Annotated in this window: 12 protein-coding genes; 11 read left to right on the top strand and 1 reads right to left on the bottom strand. The window is 39.9% G+C overall.

Translation table 11 applies throughout. The annotated features are described in order from the left end of the window. The 10 genes from prc (at position 1) to IEY03_RS03000 (ending at position 19,191) form a co-directional block, all read left to right on the top strand. A complete protein-coding gene (gene prc, locus IEY03_RS03045; RefSeq protein ID WP_188839848.1) occupies positions 1-2,052 on the top strand; it encodes a carboxy terminal-processing peptidase in 2,052 nt (683 codons plus the stop codon). A gap of 73 nt (positions 2,053-2,125) precedes the next feature. Then, complete coding sequence (gene pepN, locus IEY03_RS03040) at positions 2,126-4,684, top strand: aminopeptidase N (RefSeq protein ID WP_188839847.1); 2,559 nt, start codon at positions 2,126-2,128, stop codon at positions 4,682-4,684. Between the two features lie 78 nt (positions 4,685-4,762). Then, the gene (locus IEY03_RS03035) at positions 4,763-4,981 is read left to right on the top strand and encodes a DUF2835 family protein (protein ID WP_188839846.1); all 219 of its coding nucleotides are present in this window, start codon (positions 4,763-4,765) and stop codon (positions 4,979-4,981) included. Positions 4,982-5,292: 311 nt separating this feature from the next. Further along, positions 5,293-7,329, top strand: coding sequence for a DUF1302 domain-containing protein (locus IEY03_RS03030; protein ID WP_188839845.1), 2,037 nt, complete (start codon positions 5,293-5,295; stop codon positions 7,327-7,329). Between the two features lie 13 nt (positions 7,330-7,342). Continuing rightward, on the top strand, positions 7,343-8,707 hold the full coding sequence (locus IEY03_RS03025) for a DUF1329 domain-containing protein (RefSeq protein ID WP_188839844.1): 1,365 nt from the start codon (positions 7,343-7,345) through the stop codon (positions 8,705-8,707). Between the two features lie 67 nt (positions 8,708-8,774). Next, the gene (locus tag IEY03_RS03020) at positions 8,775-9,782 is read left to right on the top strand and encodes a WD40/YVTN/BNR-like repeat-containing protein (RefSeq protein ID WP_188839843.1); all 1,008 of its coding nucleotides are present in this window, start codon (positions 8,775-8,777) and stop codon (positions 9,780-9,782) included. Between the two features lie 198 nt (positions 9,783-9,980). After that, positions 9,981-12,290 (top strand): efflux RND transporter permease subunit, encoded by a 2,310-nt coding sequence (locus IEY03_RS03015; protein ID WP_188839842.1) that lies wholly within the window; start codon positions 9,981-9,983, stop codon positions 12,288-12,290. A 270-nt stretch (positions 12,291-12,560) separates the two neighbouring features. Further along, on the top strand, positions 12,561-17,405 hold the full coding sequence (locus IEY03_RS03010) for an NAD-glutamate dehydrogenase (RefSeq protein WP_188839841.1): 4,845 nt from the start codon (positions 12,561-12,563) through the stop codon (positions 17,403-17,405). Between the two features lie 62 nt (positions 17,406-17,467). Next, positions 17,468-18,487: a quinone-dependent dihydroorotate dehydrogenase gene (gene pyrD, locus IEY03_RS03005; RefSeq protein WP_188839840.1), complete on the top strand. Its 1,020-nt coding sequence runs from the start codon at positions 17,468-17,470 to the stop codon at positions 18,485-18,487. A 170-nt stretch (positions 18,488-18,657) separates the two neighbouring features. Then, entirely contained in the window at positions 18,658-19,191 is a 534-nt protein-coding gene (locus IEY03_RS03000; protein ID WP_188839839.1) for a cell division protein ZapC, read from the top strand. A 114-nt stretch (positions 19,192-19,305) separates the two neighbouring features. Here the strand turns inward: IEY03_RS03000 and IEY03_RS02995 are convergent, their stop codons facing one another. Next, positions 19,306-20,055 carry an SDR family oxidoreductase gene (locus IEY03_RS02995; RefSeq protein ID WP_188839838.1) on the bottom strand — a complete coding sequence of 250 codons (750 nt, stop codon included), beginning with the start codon at positions 20,053-20,055 and terminating at the stop codon, positions 19,306-19,308. Positions 20,056-20,339: 284 nt separating this feature from the next. Here IEY03_RS02995 and IEY03_RS02990 point away from each other — a divergent pair, with 284 nt between their 5' ends. Next, positions 20,340-21,986, top strand: a complete 1,647-nt coding sequence (locus IEY03_RS02990) for a methyl-accepting chemotaxis protein (protein ID WP_188839837.1) — start codon at positions 20,340-20,342, stop codon at positions 21,984-21,986. Positions 21,987-22,124: the final 138 nt, after the last annotated feature.

Below are 22,124 nucleotides of genomic sequence, written 5' to 3'. Positions count from 1 at the left end.
ATGCGAAAACTCACATTGGCCGCTTCAATTGCTTGTGCATTAGCAGGATTCTCTGCATGGGCAATTTCACCAACGATTCAAATCAGCGAGTTACCCAAACTAGCCCAAGAGCCACAACATCAAGTCGCCAGTAAGCGTGTAACTAATTTATTTACTCGTGCGCATTACCATCGCTTTGATTTAGATGATGCTTTTTCTGAGCAGATCTATGCTCGCTTTTTAGAGCAGCTTGATTATCGTCGTAACGTGCTAACTCAAGCCGATATCAATGGTTTTGACCAATATAAAGATCAGTTTGATGATATGGTCAAAGCGGGAGATATTTCTCCTGCTTATAAAATGTTTGATGTCTTGCAGGCTCGTCGTTACGAACGCTTTGCCTACGCACTAACCTTACTAGATAAAGAGTTTGACTTTACTCAGCAGGGTGATGCCTACGAATTTGATCGTAAAGACGCAGCATGGCCAAAAGATGAGGCTGAGCTGAATGAATTGTGGCGTCAACGTGTAAAGTATGATGCACTAAATTTAAAGCTTACGGGCAAGAAGTGGGATGAGATTGTCGATATCCTGAATAAACGTTATAACAATGCAATCAAACGTTTAAGTCAAACCCATAGCGAAGATGTTTTCCAGACAGTGATGAACTCGTTTGCCAGAACGGTTGAGCCCCACACTAGCTATTTATCGCCTCGTAATGCAGAACGTTTCCAAATGGAGATGAACCTCAGCCTTGAAGGTATCGGTGCGGTATTACAAATGGATGATGACTACACAGTCATAAAAAGTTTGGTTGCCGGTGGTCCGGCTGCGTTAAGCGAAAAACTATCTCCAGAAGATAAAATTGTCGGTGTAGGCCAAAAAGATAAAGAAATTGTCGATGTGATTGGCTGGCGATTAGATGATGTAGTTGAACTGATCAAAGGGCCTAAGGGCAGTGAAGTTGTCCTACAAATATTGCCTAAGAAAGGTGGCGCTAACGCTCAACCATTTAATGTCACAATAGTGCGAGATAAAATTCGTCTAGAAGACCGCGCCGCAACCTCTAAAGTGGTTGAGCCTAAAGAAGGCGAATTTGCCAATCGAAAAGTGGGCGTTATTCAGATCCCTGGGTTTTACATGAACCTATCTGAAGATGTCGCCAAAGAACTGACCAAATTAAAAGAGCAACAAGTTGAAGGCGTAATCATCGATTTGCGTGGTAATGGTGGCGGTGCGTTGACCGAAGCGACATTACTTACCGGATTGTTTATCGACATGGGACCTGTTGTTCAAATTCGTGATGCCAATGGTAGAGTGAACCAAAATAGAGATAACGACGGTAAGAGTGCTTATGATGGTCCGTTATCTGTGATGGTTGACCGCTACAGTGCTTCAGCTTCTGAGATTTTTGCTGCGGCACTACAAGATTACGAACGTGCTTTGATTGTTGGCGAACCTACCTTTGGTAAGGGAACGGTGCAGCAGCATAAGAGCTTAGGTCGTATCTATGATATGTACGACAAACCCATTGGACATGTTCAATATACCATAGCTAAGTTCTATCGAATCAATGGTGGCAGCACACAACTTAAAGGCGTGACACCTGATATTCTGTATCCAAGTGCGTTAGAGCCTGGAGAGTATGGCGAATCTGAAGAGAAAAATGCCTTACCTTGGGATAAGGTTCCTGTTGCGCAATACAGCACCTTAGGCAATATCGCTCCTGAGTTAGTCAACCAGCTAACAACTAAACATCAACAACGTATTAGTGCTGATGTTGAGTTTGGTTATATTAATGCTGATATCGCTGAATTTAAAAAGCACCATGATGATAAAACCATTTCGCTAGTGGAAAGTGAACGGATTAAGTCTCGTGAAGATGATGATAAACGTGCACTGGATAGAACGAATGAACGCCGAGTGGCCGATGGTCTTGAGGTGGTTAAAACATTAGATGATATTGAAGATGATAAGGATGCAAAAATCCCGGATCCATTCTTAGATGAGACGGCACTTATCATGTTGGATATGGTTGATGCAGAAAAGTTAGCTAAAGCGCCTACTCAATAGTTAAAAACAATCAATTAAAAACGCGCATTAGCGCGTTTTTTGTTATAAAAAATAAAATTTGTAAGGGATGATAATGTCTGAAGCTCAAGCCAAACATTTGAAAGATTACACAGCTCCAATATTTACTATCAATCACATTGATTTAAATGTCATTTTAGATGGTGAAAATACTAAAGTGGTTGCTTTAAGTAAGGTAACTCGTTGTCATTCACATCAATTAGATCTGATCCTCGATGGAGAACAGCTTAATTTAGTTTCCGTAAAGTTAAATGGTAAAGGGTGTGATTACCGCCAGACAGATAGCCAGCTAATCATTTCAACTACTGAATCTGATTTTGAATTAGAAATTATCACCGCATTGAACCCAGAGGCGAATACTAGCTTAGAAGGCTTGTATATGTCTGATGGTGCATATTGTACTCAATGTGAAGCTGAAGGTTTTAGAAGAATCACATACTTTTTAGACCGACCTGATGTATTAGCAACCTACACGGTAAGAATTGAAGCAGATAAAGCTGAGTTTCCTTTTTTATTAAGTAACGGAAATTTAATAGAACAAGGCGAAATGCCGCGTTCTGGACGTCACTTTGTTCGCTGGCAAGACCCTTTTCCAAAACCAAGTTATCTATTCGCCATTGTCGCGGGTGATTTTGATTTGCTTGAAGATCATTTTATTACCATGTCAGGTCGCAATGTAAAACTGCAGGTATTTGTCGATAAAGGTAATTTACATAAAGCAGAACATGCTATGACTTCGCTTAAAAAATCGATGAAATGGGATGAAGAACGATTCGGGCTTGAATACGATCTTGATATTTATATGATTGTTGCCGTTGATTTTTTCAATATGGGAGCAATGGAAAATAAAGGCTTAAATGTATTCAACACCAAATATGTTTTGGCCGATAAAGCCAGTGCAACTGATGAAGACTATCACGGCATCGAATCTGTCGTTGGCCATGAATACTTCCATAACTGGACTGGAAATCGTGTTACCTGTCGAGATTGGTTTCAGCTTAGTTTAAAAGAAGGCCTCACTGTTTTCCGTGATCAAGAATTTAGCTCTGATCTAGGTTCTCGTGCCGTTAATCGTATTCATGCGATTAAGGTAATGAAAAACCAACAATTTGCTGAAGATTCTGGCCCGATGTCTCATCCAATTCGTCCTGAATCAGTCATCGAGATGAATAACTTCTATACCGTGACCGTTTATAACAAGGGCGCCGAAGTGATTAGAATGATGCACACCATATTGGGTGAATCGGGTTTCCAGGCGGGAATGAAGTGTTACTTTGAACGCCACGATGGACAAGCCGTAACCTGTGACGATTTTGTAAATGCAATGGAACAAGCTAGTGGTAAAGATTTACAGCAATTTCGTCGATGGTATTCACAAGCTGGAACGCCTGTCGTCACAGTTGCAGATGAATTTAACGCTGAGTCAGGTCAATATACGTTAACGGTGAAGCAATCAGTGGAGAGTCAAGGTGTTAAAGGACAAACTCTGCATATTCCATTTAGCATTGAGTTATTAAATGCCAATGGTGTTTCGGTAATTAATCAAGTTTTAGATGTAAATAAAGCGACACAAGAATTTACTTTTGACGGTTTCGAAGCCAAACCTGTGGCATCATTGCTGCAGGATTTCTCTGCGCCAGTGAAACTTGAATACGATTTTACCTTTGAACAGCTTGTCCATATTATGCGATTTGCCAGCAGTGAAGTGGCTTGCTGGGAAGCATCGGTGCAATTATTCAGTCAGTCTGTTTGGGATAACGTTGCACAGCTTTCTGCCAAAGAAGGTATGTCGGTTGACTCGCGAGTCATTGAGGCATTTAGAGGCGTCATTCTGGATGCAGACTTAGATCCCGCTTTAGTGTCAGAAATTTTGAGTTTTCCATCAGCCTCGGCGCTCATTGAACAAGTTTCATCGGTTGATCTAGATGGCTTGCAAATTGCCCGCGAATTTGTCATTGAAGAAATTGCAGTGGCAACACAAGACGAGTTATTAGCAAGATACCGTGAATTATCTGTTGTTGATGTCGCATCGGCTAGGGCATTTAAAAACGTCGCTTTATTGTTGCTTTCGAGTGTTTCAGATGAATATGAAGCATTGGTTGTTGAGCAATTTAATCACTCATCCAATATGACCGACAGCTTGGCAGCGCTAAAAGCCGCTATGACAGGGCAGTTTGATTGTCTTAGTACTCTGTTAGCTGACTTTGAGGCGACTTGGCATACCACGCCTTTGGTAATGGATAAGTGGTTTACATTACAGGCTTTATCAAATACTGATGATGTTATAGATTCGATAAAACATCTTACTCACCATAGTAGCTTTAGCTTTAGTAATCCCAACCGTGTACGCTCGTTAATAGGTGCATTTGCAGCAGGCAATACATACCAATTTCACCGTAAAGATGGCGCGGGGTATGCGTATTTAACTCAGATTTTGGTTAAGCTTAATAAATCTAATCCGCAAGTGGCATCTCGGATGATTACGCCATTAATCCAATTTGCAAAATTTGACCAAACTCGACAAGACTTGATGAAACAGGCCCTTGTTAGCTTGCAAAGCCTGCCAGATCTATCAAAAGATCTATTTGAGAAGGTTAATAAAGCGCTTAATTAATGAGTAAATACCCCATCCAAAGGGACTGGCAACTCTCCCTTTGGATAGGATTTTATTGATTTGCTTGAAGAGGGTATTATGGAGTTTTATTTTAATATTTATATTAGCTATAGAAAGTTTTCTTCATATTATCAGGGTTATAGTGATTCAGTTGCGTTAACTGATGTAAACGGACGCCATTTGCAAATAAATGCAAAGTACTTTAGACCATTTTTAACTTTAAACGGGATTCAAGGTCAGTTCAAATTGGAGTTAGACAGTAAGGGGGCATATAAATCATTAATCAGGTTAGAGTAATTACTTCAAACGTTTGATTTATTATATTTGTTCTACGTCTAGAGGCGTGTTTTCAAATAAACCACTGAAATAAAATGTTTTTAATGAGTTGCTTTGCGTCTGTTTCCTCTCCTTGTTAGTTAATTCAAATATCACGTCTATTTTAGTTGTAACTATATCGTTAACCACGTTAATTTTATTGTATATTTTCTCTGTTTTGGCCTTGCTCAACAAGGTTAAATGCTGTAACAATGGTGTTGCCTGTGGGCTAACAAGATGTTGGTTTAAATTCCTATAACAACGATTCCAGCAGGTTACGGAGATGAGCTAAAATGAATATTGTTAAGAAAAAATTTAACAAGTCGGCGATCACTTTGGGGGTGATGTCGGCTTTGTGTTTAGGAATGAGTCCAAATGTATCCGCTTTCTCATTTAATTGGGGCGATGTAGATGGCGCATTTGACTCTACCTGGACCGTTGGTGCTAGCTGGCGCGTCGGTGAACGTGATTGGGAAGGCCAAATTGGTAAGGTTAACCAACCACAGTTTGACTGGTCTGGTTATTCGGCGTTTTCGAACACTAAATACACCTCAGCCGAAATTTGGGAGCAGCCTGGTTCCTATTCAAGCAACAACGATTTAAGTAACTTACTTTACTCTCAAGGTGACACCACCTCTGAAATCGTAAAAGGGCTTCATGAGTTATCATTAAAATATGAAAACTATGGTTTATTCGTTCGTGGAATGTACTTTTACGACCGTAAATTAAACGATGGCAACTATGATTTTAATGATCCACTAACCGGACAAGAATTTGATCCGTGTGCAGATAACCGTGCGTCTGAAGTTCAGTGTAAAGATGTCCGCTTATTAGATGCATTTGTTTACGCTAACTGGGATTTAAACGATGGCCAAAACCCATTGTCAGTTCGCGTGGGTAATCAGGTGGTTTCATGGGGCGAAAGTACCTTAATTCCCCATGGTATTGGTATTATTAACCCTGTAGATTTAAACATTCTTAATGCACCAGGTGCTGAGCTTAAAGAAGCTTTCCGTCCGCAAGGTATGGTTTGGGCATCTTTAGGGTTAACTGAAAACCTTAATGTTGAAGCATTTTATCAGTATCAATGGGAACCAATTTGGGTACCTACACCAGGTTCTAACTTTGCGAGCAATGATTTTGCAGGCTTTGGTGGTTACAACCAAAATGCTCAGTTAGGCTTCAACTCAAATCCTGATATCAATTTAGACTTCTTAATTTCTGAATATGAAGCACTTTATAAAAATGCTGCTGCCACGGGGTTCAATCCGGCAATGGCTTCGGCAATGACAGCTTATTCAACCAAAGCTGCTTTAATTCAAGATGAAGCCAAACCAAGTGATGACGGTCAGTATGGTGTCAAATTAGGTTTTTATTCTCCTGAGCTAAATGAAACTGAATTTGGTTTGTACTACATGAATTACCATAGTCGTCGTCCATTGATCAGTGGTACAGCGTCTAACTTTACTGCCGCAGCTATCGGTGGTGATTATGCTAAGTTGGCAGCAAGCCAAGGTCAAATTGACCGTGAATTACTGCTAAGCATGGAAACCTTTACTAAAGCACAAATTGTTTACCCTGAAGATATCCAATTATATGGTTTTAGTTTTAACACTTTAGTGGGTGATACGTCAGTAGCGGGTGAAATCGCACACCGTGTCGATGAGCCACTTCAAATTGATGATGTTGAATTACTGTTTGCCGCAATGCCACAACAATTAGCTAATGCTGGATTACGTCCAGATTTAGATGGCATTTCACAAATGGATAATCCTGCACCTGGCGCTACGGTTGACGGCTTTATTCAATTAGACACCACTCAAGCGCAAATGACGTTTACCCATTTGTTCGGTCCAACATTGGGTACTGATAACCTAACGATGTTAGCGGAAGTCGGTGGTGTGTGGATCCATGATATGCCTGGTTTTGATGAACTACGCTTAAATGGTCCTGGTACTGGTCGCTCTGGTGGTAACCCTGAAATGACAGGTATTATTCAGGCGCTACATAATGGTCCAGAAACTAATCCATTCCCAACCGATTTTGCCTGGGGATATCGTTTAGTTGCTAAAGCGGATTTCAATAACGTATTTGCGGGTGTGAACATGGCACCACGAATTATTTTCTCTCACGATGTAGACGGTATTACACCAGACCCGATGTTCTTATTCACTGAAGGTAAGAAATCAGTTGCATTAGGTGTGAATTTTGATTACCAAAACCGTTGGGGTGTTGATTTCTCTTATAACAGCTTCTTTGGTGGCGTGGGAACAACGAACGCGATGGAAGATCGAGATTATGTCTCGTTTAACGTCAAGTATTCGATTTAAAAGGATAATAATAATGAAAAAACTGACGATATTATCGGCAGCAGTGGTTATGGCGCTAGGCGCACCTGTTGCGATGGCGAAAGTATCAGAAGCTGATGCTGCTAAATTAGGCACAAGCTTAACACCCATGGGTGCTGAAAAAGCGGCAAATGCCGATGGTTCAATTCCTGCATGGGACGGTGGTATTACCAAGCCTGTTGCCGGTTATGAAAAAGGCATGCATCACTTAAATCCTTTTCCAAACGACAAAATTTTATTCAGCATTACTAATGCCAATAAAGCACAATACGCTGAGTATTTAACGCCTGGCCAAAATAAACTCTTTGAATTGTATCCTGATACATATCAAATGAATGTTTATGAAACACGCCGCACCGCATCTGTACCTCAATACGTTTACGACGCTGTTAAAGCTAATGCAACTTCTGCTGAACTTGTTGCTCAAGGTAATGGTATTTCTGGCGCGACAATTGGTGTGCCATTCCCGATACCGAAAGACGGTTTAGAAGTTATTTGGAACCACATTTTACGTTATCGTGGTGTTGATGTTGAAACTTATCGCAGCCAAGCAGCGCCAACAGCAAGTGGTTCATACACATTAGTCGAAAACGCTGAAGAAATTCGTTTTGAGTATACTCGTCCTGAAATTACCTTGGACAAGTTAAAAGAAACCAACACGTTATTCTACTTTAAGCAAGTTGTAACACAGCCTGCTCGTTTAGCGGGTACTGCGCTACTGGTGAAAGAAACCATGGATCAAGAGGCTTTACCTCGTCAAGCATGGACTTATAACACAGGTCAGCGTCGTGTTCGTAAAGCACCAAACGTGGCTTTTGATACACCAGGTACAGTGTCTGATGGTTTAAGAACAACCGATGATTTCGACATGTTCAACGGTTCTCCAGTACGATATAACTGGGAACTTGTAGGTAAGAAAGAAATCTTTATTCCTTACAATGATTACAAGTTGCACTCTAATGAACTTAAATATGATCAAATCCTAAAACCTGGTCACATCAATCCTGAATTTGCTCGTTGGGAAAAACACCGTGTTTGGGAAGTCAAAGCGACATTAAAAGATGGCATGCGTCATATTTATAAGACTCGTGTATTCTACATTGATGAAGATTCTTGGCAGGTGTCTTTAACAGATATGTACGATAACCGTGATGAGTTATATCGTGTGGGCACAGCACATAGTATTAACTATTATGAAGTGCCAACATTATGGAGTACGTTAGAAGTATTCCACGACCTTCAATCTCGCCGTTATTTGGCCATGGGATTAGACAACGAAGGTCGTATGTATAACTTTGATGCAAACTTATCTGAATCTAACTTTACCCCAGATGCATTGCGTCGTGCTGGTATTCGTTAATTCATTTGTTTAAGTCAAATCTGTTAAATAAAGGGCGCTTAGCGCCCTTAAATCTAAGGAAGTTTGTATGAAGGTTAGCATGCTTCGCAGTGCTGTCGCGATAGGATTAAGTGCATGTTTATATACTGCTTCGGTTAACGCACAACTTGATCCTTTAACTGTACAAATTCAACCCCAAGCGCAATCGTCTTTATTAGTCGATATTGCTAAAGCGGGTGATAAATTAGTGGCAGTTGGCCAACGCGGCCATGTATTAGTCTTAGACCAACAATGGCAACAAGTTGCTAGCCCTGTGGTAACTCAATTGACTAATGTGTTTTTTTTGAATGAAAAATTAGGTTGGGCCGTCGGACATGATGCAACGATTATCCACACCAATGATGGCGGATTAACTTGGTCTTTACAGATGGAGTCAACCGTATTAGAAAAGCCCTTTTTGGATGTCCGTTTTTTCTCCGAACAACAGGGTGTTGCTATTGGCGCTTACGGCTTATTTTATCGAACGGAAGATGGCGGTAAAACCTGGCATGATGAGTTTCATCAAGAATTACTATTTGAAGAAGATGTAGCGTATCTCAATGAATTAAAGCAAGAAGACGAAGAGTTGTATTTGTCTGAACGTGCAGCATTACTCCCTCATTTTAATCGAATTATTAATCTAGATGCTGATCGTTTACTTCTGGTTGGTGAACTTGGATTAGTTGCCGTCTCTAATGATATGGGACGTACATTTGAGCGCGTAGATTTTGATTACGATGGTTCAATGTTTAATGCGATTACCCATGGTGAGGATGTATATGTTATGGGATTGCGTGGCCATGTATTTAAGGCATCGAATGCATTAAATGACTGGCAACAAATTGAATTACCGGTTGAATCGTCAATTAATGGGGCATTAGTTGATGGCGATGATTTATATCTGGTTGGTAATGCTGGAATTATTTTGAAAATTGATGGAGACAAAGCAGAGCTAGTTGCTCGACGTCAAGGTGAGAATATTGTTTCTGTAGCCAAAAATAATAAAGGTGAGATTTGGTTTGCGGGTACCAAAGGCCTTTTTCAGTTGCCAAAGTAACCGTGTACAGGGGTAAGTGTTGGTTGTTGTTGCTAATACATGACAAGTCCAAATCACTTTACGCTACCTTATCAAGACAATACAAAGCTGTTATTAAAGTTACTTTGATAACACAAAAGATGATTCATTCATCGTTAAAGCTACTGTTTTTTTAGTAGACACTATTAAGATTAAAACAACAATAATAGGGCCGACAAGATGTTAGAAAAACTGGTCAATAGTTTCGAAACTCACTTATTCCGCAATCGCATGTGGGTGATCATTTCATTTATTTTTATTACGGTATTTTTAGGATACCAAGCCAGCCAGCTTAAAATGGATGCCGCTTTTAGTAAAAATATCCCCCTAAATCACACTTACATGCAAACCTACACTAAGCATCAAAAAGATTTTGGTGGCGCGAATGGCATTATGGTCGCGGTTGAAGATACCAGTGGTAATATTTTCAATCCGGTATTTTTTGATACGTTGAAAAAAGTACACGATGAGCTGTTTTTTATTGATGGTGTTGAGCGTTCACAGGTTAAATCACTTTATTCACCTTCAACTCGGTTTACCGAAGTTGTTGAAGATGGGTTTGCTGGCGGCCCTGTAATTCCAGCTGATTTTAGAACAGATGAATATGGCTTAGCTGTAGTACGCGATAATATTGAGAAAGCGGGTATTGTGGGGCGCTTAATTGCTAATGATTACTCTGCGGCTATGTTATCTGCACAGTTGATGGATTTTGATCCTGATACCGGTGAAGCATTAAACACTATCGAATTTGCTAATGAACTTGAGCAAAAACTTCGTGGCCAGTTTGAAAACGACAATATCAAAATCCACATCATTGGCTTTGCTAAAATGGCTGGCGATGTTGCTGATGGTGCTAAAGGGGTATTGCTGTTCTTTCTGATTGCAATCGTGATCACTGCCGTGATGGTTTACCTATTTTCCAAGTCAATAATGCTGACGGTATTGCCACTGATGTGCAGTCTAATGGCGGTTATTTGGCAATTAGGTTTATTAACTGTAGTCGGCTTTGGTCTTGATCCCATGTCCATTTTAGTGCCGTTTTTGGTGTTTGCTATTGGCGTAAGCCATGGCGTGCAAATGATTAATGCGGTACGTCGTCGAGTCATTGATGGTCAAGCAACAAAAGCGGCAGCCGCTTCAGCGTTTCGCAGTTTATTAGTGCCTGGTGGGGTTGCGCTACTTTCTGATACCGTTGGCTTTTTAACCTTACTTGCAATTGATATTGGGATTATTCGTGAATTAGCCATTTCAGCATCTTTAGGGGTCGGGGTAATTATTCTGACTAATCTTATTTTGCTTCCTTTAGTGATTTCTTATACTAATTTATCTAATGCTGAACAAAACCCTGTTCAAAAGCAAAAAATAGAAAATATTTGGCGTAGCTTATCTAAGTTTGCCACACCTAAATATGCAGTGATTGTACTAACCTGTACAGCCGTCTTATATGTCGTTGGCTTTATGAAAGCCACAGAAATGAAGATTGGTGATTTGAAAGGTGGCGCGCCTGCGCTGCATCAAGATTCACGCTATAACCTTGATACTTTTTTCATCACTGATCATTTTTCTATTACGACCGACGTGATGACAGTCATTGTTGAAGCTGAGCCCGAAGCCTGTACTTACCATTCAATGCTCAGTCAAATTGACCAATTTGAATGGATGGTGGGCAATACACCCGGTGTAGAATCAACTGCTAGCTTAGCTTCAATTGCAAAAGCGGTGAATGCTGGCTTTAACGAAGGCAATCCTAAATGGCAAATCTTGCCTCGTACTACGGCCAGTTTGGTGCAAGCCGTGGGTCAAGTACCCACCACCTCAGGTTTATTAAATGGTAACTGTTCAGTGATGCCAGTGTATCTTTTCTTAAAAGATCACAAAGCAGAAACCATTGAGGTTGTTGTTAATAAAGTGAAGCAAGTGGCAGCAGAACTTAATAGCGATAAATTACAGTTTAAGTTGGCATCTGGTCCAGTTGGGGTAATGGCGGCGACAAACGAAGCGGTCAGTGAAGCGCAATTACCTATGATGATTTATGTCTATGGTGCAGTATTCATTCTGTGTTTAATTAGCTTTAAATCACTGAAAGCCACAATTGCGGTAATTATCCCTTTGTATGTGGTATCTACATTAGCCCAAGCCTTAATGACCATGCTTGATATTGGCCTTGCCGTAAGTACTTTACCGGTTATTGCTTTGGGCGTGGGTATTGGTGTTGACTATGGTATTTATATTTTATCCACAATGTCTAACAAGCTCAGTAATGGTATGGCTGTTCAACAAGCTTATTTTGAAGCTTTAGTTGAGCGTGGCAGTGCAGTAATATTTACTGGGTTAACTTTAGCCATTGGTGTGAGTACTTGGTTCTTTTCTGCACTTAAATTCCAAATGGATATGGGAATTTTGTTAACATTTATGTTTTTAGTGAATATGTTAGGTGCGATTATTATTCTGCCAGCACTTTCAGCACTGTTTTGGCGTAAAGCTAGCTAAAAACAATGGTTTAGTTTAAATGGAGAGCGTAGCTCTCCATTTTTTTTTGCATAGTTAATCTAAATCGGCGCGTTAAATTGCATATTAAACAAAATATCACCCTTGAAACTGGATATATAGAGGATCTACCACTAAAATTTTCCTCGATATAGCAGCAATTTAGTAATAAACTTTGCCGCAGATCTCAGTAACAAAATTACTGAGTCAAACAAGCCGAAGCATCCATAAAATGATAAAAGCGCTGCCATAGACGCTTAAGGAATCTGCAACATGGCCTTTAAAGATGCAATGCCTTCTGTACTACTAGAAAATGTAGTCAATTTGATTCATTCAAAAATCCCTAATTCACAAGCAAAACAAGTTGAGCAGTTTGCCCAATGCCTGTACACCCATATGTCACGTGACGACCTCAATGTCCGAAATGACAGTGATTTATATGGAGCGGTAGTCAGTCTTTGGAATGCTTTAAACAAAACAGCACCTAGCGACACTCATATTCGAGTTTTTAATCCGACACAATCAAAGCACGGTTGGCAATCAAGCCACAGTGTGATTGAAGTGATCCAACCTGATATGCCGTTCTTAGTCGACTCTTTGGCTATGGCATTAAACAGAATGGGCATTACAGCACACGTGATGCTGCATACACCATTAGCGGTTGTGCGTGATAATAAATCAGTTACAGAAGTGAGTTTTGTTAATAACGCACCGAAAAATAGCGACAATATCGCTGTATTCTTGATTGAAATTGATAAGCAAAGTAGTGATGCTGACATAAAAGCAATTGAAAAAGAAATTCAGTCAGTCCTTGCTGATGTTGTTGCTTCCGTTGTCGATTGGGAAAAAATGTCTGCTAAATTAACAGACACTATCCAGCAATTACCTAAGCGACCTTTTCCAGGTGATAAAGCTGAGTTAACTGAAGCGGTTAACTATTTGACTTACTTGAACAACCATCACTTCACTCTGTTAGGTTATAGATACTATGACTTAAAACGTGTTGAAGGTGACGTCGAATTAGTACCAGACTTAGACACTAGCCTAGGCCTAATGAGCCGCTCTAAAAACGCATCAAGCGATCGTGGGTTATTGCTATCGTCATTATCAGACAGTGCACGTAAAGAAGCATTAGATTCAAGTTTACTGGTACTGACCAAAAGCTCTGCTAAAAGCCGCGTTCACCGCCCAGCTTATGTTGATTATATCGGCATCAAGCGTTTCGATAAGAAAGGCAATGTGATTGGTGAAGATCGTTTCATCGGTTTATATGCATCAAATCTGTATAACCGTAGCCCACGTGAAATACCATTGCTTGCCGAGAAGGTACAACGAGTACTTGACCGCTCTGCGCTAGCACCACGTTCGCACGATTATAAAGCGTTACTCAACATCCTTGAAAATTTACCTCGTGATGAACTAATTCAAGCAAAAGTTGAAGAGCTTTCGCATATGGCTCACGGCGTTTTGCAGATGCAAGACCGAGATAAGTTGAAGTTGTTTGTACGTAAAGATGGTTTTGGCCGTTTCTTATCGTGTTTAGTGTATGTGTCGAAAGACCGCTACAACACTAAGTTCCGTCAAGATACGCAAAGAATTCTTGCCCAGCACTTTAATAGTAATGAAGATGTTGAATTTACAACATATTTCTCTGAGTCTACTTTGGCTCGCACGCATTACATTATTAAAGTCGACAACAATAATATGGATGTAGATGTGGCCGCTATTGAACACAATCTTATCGAAGCTGCTCGCTCATGGGATGATAAATTACATTCGGCATTAAACAATGCCCTAGGTGAGCAAGCTGGTACAGGTTTAACTAAACGTTACTCGAATGCCTTCCCTCAAAGTTATAAAGATGATGTATTACCCAGTTCTGCAGTAGTTGATCTTCAGCACCTTGAGGCATTAGACGACGAACATAAATTGGGAATGTTGTTCTATCAACCGCAAGAAACTGCGTTGAATGACAATAAAGTACGTTTGAAACTGTTCCATAAAGATGAGCCAATTCATTTATCAGATGTATTACCAATGCTTGAAAACTTTGGTTTACGTGTGATCAATGAACGTCCTTACGAAGTTAAAACCAATGACGGTAGTACTTTCTGGATCCTTGACTTCTTAATGACAGTCCAAGGCGCTGCAATTGAAAACTTAGCTGATAGCCAAGAACGTTTCCAAACTGCATTATCACTTGTATGGCAGAAAAAGTTGGAAGACGATGGCTTTAACCGTATGGTACTTTCAACTGGATTAAATGGTCGTGAAGTATCTATTTTACGTGCCTATGCTAAATATATGCGTCAAATTGATGCAACATTTAGCCAGTCTTACATTGAAGAAACCTTCAGTCGTTATCCAAAAATTGCCGATTTACTTGTGAAAATGTTTATTCGCAAGTTTAATCCAAAACTAAAAACTCGCACCTTAAGCAAGTTTTTAGAGCAAGTAAATAAGCTACTTGATGATGTTTCAAGTCTTGATGATGACCGTATTATTCGCCGTTATTTAGACTTAATTAACGCAACTTTGCGGACAAACTTCTATCAAACTGACGCCAAAGGTGAGCATAAGGCTTATACCTCATTTAAATTCGCACCGAATTTAATTCCGGAAATGCCAAAGCCACTGCCTAAGTTTGAGATCTTTGTTTACTCTCCAAGAGTGGAAGGTGTTCATTTACGTGGCGGTAAAGTTGCTCGTGGTGGATTACGTTGGTCTGATAGACGTGAAGATTTCCGTACCGAAGTATTGGGTTTAGTGAAAGCACAGCAAGTTAAAAACACCGTTATTGTCCCAGTAGGGGCAAAAGGTGGCTTTGTGTGTAAGCAGCTGCCGACCGAGGGCGGACGTGAAGCATTCTTTACCGAAGGTCAAGAATGTTACCGTTTATTCATTCGTGGTTTGTTAGACATTTCTGACAACATTAAAAATGGCGAAGTTGTGCCACCTGTTGATGTTGTTCGTCACGATGAAGATGATCCATACCTAGTGGTTGCTGCGGACAAAGGAACTGCGACCTTCTCTGATATCGCTAACTCAATCGCCATTGAATATGATTTCTGGTTAGGGGATGCGTTCGCTTCTGGTGGTAGTAACGGTTATGACCACAAGAAAATGGGTATTACTGCTAAAGGTGGCTGGGAATCGGTTAAACGTCATTTCCGCGAAATTGGTGTTGATTGTCAAACCACAGATTTTACCTGTTTAGGTATAGGTGATATGGCGGGTGACGTATTCGGAAACGGCATGCTGTTATCTGAACACACTAAGCTAGTTGCTGCATTCAACCACATGCATATCTTTATCGATCCAAACCCAAATGTTGCAGAAAGCTACATTGAACGTAAGCGTTTATTCGAATTACCACGTTCAAGCTGGGAAGATTATAACGCCAAGTTAATATCTAAAGGCGGTGGGATTTTCTTACGTTCAGCTAAGTCGTTAAAATTAACACCTGAAATCAAAGCCATGTTGTCGACAGATAAAGACACCATGAACCCGATTGAGTTGTTAAAAGAACTCTTAAAAATGCCTGTCGATCTATTATGGAACGGTGGTATTGGTACTTACGTTAAATCAAGTAAAGAATCGCATGTTGAAGTAGGTGATCGTGCCAACGATGCACTACGTGTGAACGGTAGCGAAGTTCGTGCAAAAATTATTGGCGAGGGTGGTAACTTAGGTTGTACCCAACTTGGTCGTATAGAATATGCTGCTAATGGCGGTCGTATGAATACGGATTTCGTTGATAACGTTGGTGGTGTTGACTGTTCAGATAATGAAGTAAACATTAAGATTTTCTTAAACACTTTAGTTGCTGCCGGTGAGTTAACCGTTAAACAACGTAACCGTGTTCTTGAAGAAATGACTGATGAAGTGAGTGAAATTGTACTTCAAGACTGTAAAGACCAAACGCGCACTATTTCGGTCACTCAAGTGCATGGTGTTTCTCAGTTAAAAGAACAAATTCGTTTTATTCATTACCTCGAAAAAGACGGCAAGTTAGATCGTGCTTTAGAATTCTTGCCAACTGATGATGATTTAGCGGAACGTCTTGTAAATGGCCGCGCATTAACACGTCCTGAGTTATCGGTGTTAGTGGCTTACGCTAAAATGGTATTGAAAGAACAGTTAGTGACACCAGAAATTACTGAAGACAGTTTCTTAAGTAAATTATTGGTAGCTTACTTCCCTAAAAAGTTACAAGCAAAATATGCTGATAAGATGGTCAACCATCCGCTGCGTGGTGAAATTATTGCAACCTCACTGGCTAATGAATTAGTTAATGACATGGGCTTTAATTTTGTTCAACGTATGCAAGATGAGACAGGTGCCTCAGTTGCTGAAGCCGCCATTTGTTACACTATGGCTCGCGAAGTATTTGGTTTAGATGAGTTAACTAAATCAATAACTGATTTGAACGGTGTTATTCCTGCTATTGTTCAAGGCGAAATGCTACATCAATTACGCCGTAATATGCGTCGTGCTTGTCGTTGGTTTATTCGTCATCGCAACCGTACTCATAACATTGAACAGACGGTTGAATTCTTTAAGCCTGTTTTTGAAAAGCTAAAAGATAACGTTGATCAATATATGATTGATGCTGAAGTTAAAGCTATTTCTGCAGAGATTAGTTCTTTAACCAAAGAAAATGTACCTATGGCAGTGGCTAAAATTGTTGCTAAAATGAGTACATTATTCTCGGCGTTAGACATTGCTCAAATTGCTGAAATTGAGAATAAATCAGTAGATTTAGTCTCTGAAACTTACTTTAAATTAGGTGCTAAAGTTGAGCTACATTGGTTCTTAGAGCAAATTAGTGCTCAACCTGTCGCTAACCATTGGCAAGCACTAGCCCGTGCAGCTTTCCGTGAAGAATTGGATTGGCAACAACGTGCTTTAAGTTCTGCGGTACTGCGTACATGTAGTGATACCTGTGATGCAGACACTGTGATCAATGAATGGATTAAGAGTAACAAAACCTTACTCCAGCGCTGGTATCACATGTTAGCTGACTTTAAAGTGTCTCAAACTCATGAATTTGCTAAGTTCTCAGTCGCCTTACGTGAACTTAACTTGCTGATTTTGCATTGCGAAGGTCAGAAGTAATTCTTTATAATATGAACTAGCCCTGGCGATTGCCGGGGCTTTTTTTAGGCCAAGGAGAAAACATGTTTTATAAACTCGCACAAAAAGTCATGTTTCAGATTGACCCTGAGCTGGCTCATAACGTCGCTATTGGCAGTTTGAAAATGACCGGCAATACGCCGCTTAATTGTTTTTATCGTCAAAATGTTGCTCAAGTACCGGTAGAATGTATGGGGATTACCTTTCCAAACCCCGTAGGTTTAGCGGCAGGATTAGATAAAGACGGCGAGTCTATTGATGCTTTTCATGCAATGGGGTTTGGTCATGTTGAAGTCGGTACAGTGACACCTCGTCCACAGCCTGGCAATGACCAACCAAGATTATTTCGTTTAAAGCCTGCACAAGGCATAATCAATCGTATGGGGTTCAACAATAAGGGTGTTGATAATTTAGTACGTAATTTGATGGCAAAAAAATCTGATATTTTAGTGGGTGTCAATATTGGCAAGAATAAAGATACTCCCGTAGAGCAGGGTAAAGATGATTACTTGATTTGTATGGATAAGGTTTATCAATACAGTGCATATATTACCGTCAACATTTCATCACCTAACACACCTGGTTTACGTACCTTACAGTATGGTGAATTACTGGATGATTTGTTGGGCTCGATTAAAGCCAAGCAAACAGAATTAGCCGCAAAGCATGGTAACTATGTGCCTGTTGCATTGAAAATTGCCCCTGATTTAACTGATGAAGAAATTAAATCGATTGCCGATTCACTGATTAAAAATCAATTTGATGGTGTGATTGCGACCAATACCACTTTAAGCCGTGATGCGGTAGCTGGACTTGAACATGCTGATGAAATGGGTGGGTTGAGTGGTAAGCCTTTAACTGATCTTTCTACTCAAGTGATCAAGACCTTAGCTGGATATTTGAATGGTCAGATCCCGATCATTGGTGTTGGTGGGATCAATTCTGCACAAGATGCAAATGACAAATTTGCAGCAGGATCAACGCTAGTACAGATATACAGCGGCTTTATCTATCAAGGACCAAAATTAGTCTCAGAGATCGTTTCTGCATATCGTTCAAAATAACGACTGATTTGTCAGCTAAGTGATAAAAAATCATGCCGCGATCGCATCAGTGCGATCGCAGTTGATTCTAACATGATGAAATATCGATAAAAATTTTTAAAATAATTTTGATATTGAACGAAATATCATCTATTATCAAAAAGTATTCAATTTTTAGGTGAAATTGCATCATGTTATTAATGCCAAATAAGGACTGGCATTGGGAATTTAACACAAGATATCAGCAGCTAAGTATATCGTTAGGTTCCGAGATGGAGTTCTTAACCCCATATAAGACAAAGCTACTTATTCCGGATGCGCTAGGAATGACAGAATTTAGTGTTGAACACGCTAAATATTATATTCGCATGCTTGAAATTTTACCTAAGGTCTTACATATTTCTGATGCAGGTGTCGTTCAAACTGCACTCAATGCCACAGCTGCTCATTTCCTCCTTAAGCCACAAATGCCAAAGTCTTGGTTTTTCAGTGCCAGTGATGAATGTGTGTTTTGCAGTACGGGTAAATTGTTTCAACTTAATTGTAATGGTGTAGGAGTGTTAGTTTTAGTGGTTGAAGACAGCCTTCAAGCTGCTACTGTGATGCTTCTATCTAAGTCTTGTGCTTTATCAGACACCAAGACACTTAATCAATTTGATACCATTAAAGTGATGCATAATCGCTTGCATCCATTACGCAAGGCCAAGCAGGTTGTAGCCGCTTAGATTTAGCTTATGTTTCCTTCAAATTGATAATGTCTTAAATAAGCGAATTAATCCCACAAAAGCCAAACAGAAATGTTTGGCTTTTTGCGATTATTGCATCATCAAAGATAGTCGTTAACTCATTTTTCTGATCAGGCTTGAAGGGGCAATACGAATTATCCAATGCAAAAAAGCCCAAGGATAGCCAGGCACATATACGTTAGCTTTTTCTTTGTCGATAGCCTTAACAATAGCTTTACAGCCTGTTTCTAAATCTACTCTAAAGGGTACAGTTTTCACTTTTTCGTTTATCTCAGTTCGAATAAAACCTGGGTGAACGCAGGTCACTTTGATTGGCGTGTGCATCACATCAATTCTGATCCCTTCTGCAAGCGAGGTTAGGCCCGCTTTGGTTGCGGCATAAACAGTCATTGCTCGCCTAAATCCTCTAACGGCACTGATTGACGATATCGTTACTAAATGGCCAATATTTTGTTGTCTAAATATTTCCATCGCCGCTTCGCACTGAGCAATTGCAGCAATAAAATTGGTTTGAGCTGTGGCTAAGTTCGCTTTGAAAAACCCTGTTCCAATAGAAGCGCCTTTGCCCATGCCTGCGTTGACAATAATTCTATCAATGGTTCCCATATCTTTTTGGCATTGCTTGAAGACAGCAAACACTGCCGCATGGTCATTTACATCCAGCTGATAAATATGCACTTTAATATTTGGATTGATTGATACAAGTTCATCTTTTAGTAAAGTTAGTAATTCTATTCGACGTGCACATAAAGCCAGATTATGATTTTTAAGGGCAAATTGTTTCGCCATTCCAAGCCCAAGTCCGGAGCTTGCCCCTGTAATGAGGATGTTGGTTCTGTGCATGAAAAATCCTTAATTGATTTTAGTTTACATGTGATGATAACGACAGATGAAGACGTTTTCATATGAGCTAGTGTTACTACTTTAGGGTTAACTAACTTACTGATTTATGGTCGCTTAAATTTGACAAAACGCAATTATTGGCCCAAATTTAGATAGCTAATGATAAGTATAAAAAACATCACATCCGACTAAAGGTGAGTTTAATTTTGGCATTATAGTATCTAGAGTGTCACAACTTTTTAAGATGTAAAAATAGTTTATTTTAAATACTGTCAGGTGGTTATATGAACGCAATAAACCTTCAACTGCGAAAAATGAGCATTTCGAAACGATTACTTGGAATGCTGGTACTCAGTATCCTAGCCACCATTTTGATGTTCTTATTTGCACTTAACCGTATTGATAATGTATTAATTGCCGAAAAAGAGGCCAAATTACATGCTTTAGTTGATTCTGCCGTCGCTGTTGTAGACCAATATTACCAGCGCAGTGAGCAAGGTGAGTTAACAGAAGAACAGGCACAAATGTCGGCTCTCGCCGCGCTAGATCATTTACGCTACGCTGGGCAAGAATACTATTTTACGATTAATACCCAAGGCATGATGATTCAACATGCATTTGCTAAAAAACTGGTTAATACCAGTGTGCTAGGAATGAAAGATCCTGACGGAATTAAGTTGTTCCAATTGATGATTGATAGAACACAAACTCAGGATTCAGCCAGAGTTGATTACATGTGGAATAAGCCTAATCAGGAAAATCCAAGTCCGAAAATGTCGGTGGTGAAAAAATTTACCCCATGGAATTGGATTGTCGGAACCGGTATTTATGTTGATGACATTCACGCCCAAGAACGAGAATTTATATACAGTTACATCTTGTTGCTGGCTTTAGTTTGGTTACCAGTACTTATTTTTCTTTATATTATTATTCAGAGTGTGTCTGTGCCAATGCGCGCTACCATAGTTGCGTTTGAAAATGTGGCGAAAGGTGAAGGTGATCTCACTCTGCGATTATCAGAAGAAGGCGGAGATGAGTTAAAAGAGATTGCTACTCACTTTAATATGTTTACTTCCAAAATTCAGAATGTGATTGCATCAGTTGGACAGTCAATTCAACACAGTACCGAGTTAGCGGGTGGAATGTCTGAAATTGCTGAAAAAGCCAATCAGGTTTCAACCAATGTACAAATGGAAACCGAGAACGTAGCAACCGCTATCAATGAAATGTCAATGACGGCCTCAGAAGTGGCTTCTAATGCACAACTTGCAGCACAAAGTGCGCATGCTGCAGATGCTGAAGCGGACAAAACCGCTAAAGTGGTTGATAACGCCATGGGGAAAATTAATGAGCTTTCAAGTGAGCTTATACAAACAGAGGAAGTGGCTAAAGGGCTGCAAATTAGTTCCAGTAAAATTGGTCAAATTTTAGATGTGATTGTCAGTATAGCAGAGCAAACTAATTTGTTGGCGCTCAATGCTGCGATTGAGGCTGCTAGAGCGGGTGAAGCCGGGCGTGGGTTTGCTGTTGTTGCAGATGAAGTCCGAACCCTGGCAAGCAGAACGCAAGATTCAACCCGAGAAATTAACGGCATTATCGATGCCATTCGTCACGCTATTGACAGTGTTAATGCTTCAGTTGAAAGAGCTAAAATTAAATCTAATGAAACGGTTTCAGAAACTGGCCAAGTTGTTGGCGCGCTGGATGTGATTAAAAATTCAATTGAACAGATTTCACAAATGAATATTCAAATTGCTGCGGCAACAGAAGAGCAAAGTTCGGTTATTGCCGAGTTAAATATGAATATTACTCGAATTAATGACATGTCAGTTGAAAACAGAGAATACAATCAGGACATTAATCAAAGTAGCAACCAAATTGAGCAAGGATCTGAAAAGCTTGCTAAATTGGTGGCACATTTTAAAGTCTAATTCATACCATATTTTACGAATAAGCTGCAGTGGCTATAAGCGACACAAAGATAGTCAATTCATTGTAATTCTGTTAATTAAGGCCTTCTATGATGAATATAAGGCCTTAATTATTGTGTCTTTACGCCAACGGTGTAC

It is taken from the genome of Shewanella aestuarii (genome assembly GCF_014647215.1).
GTDB lineage: Bacteria > Pseudomonadota > Gammaproteobacteria > Enterobacterales > Shewanellaceae > Shewanella > Shewanella aestuarii.
Note: the sequence above shows the minus strand (reverse complement) of the source record. Positions and strands in the feature narration are given on the sequence as shown.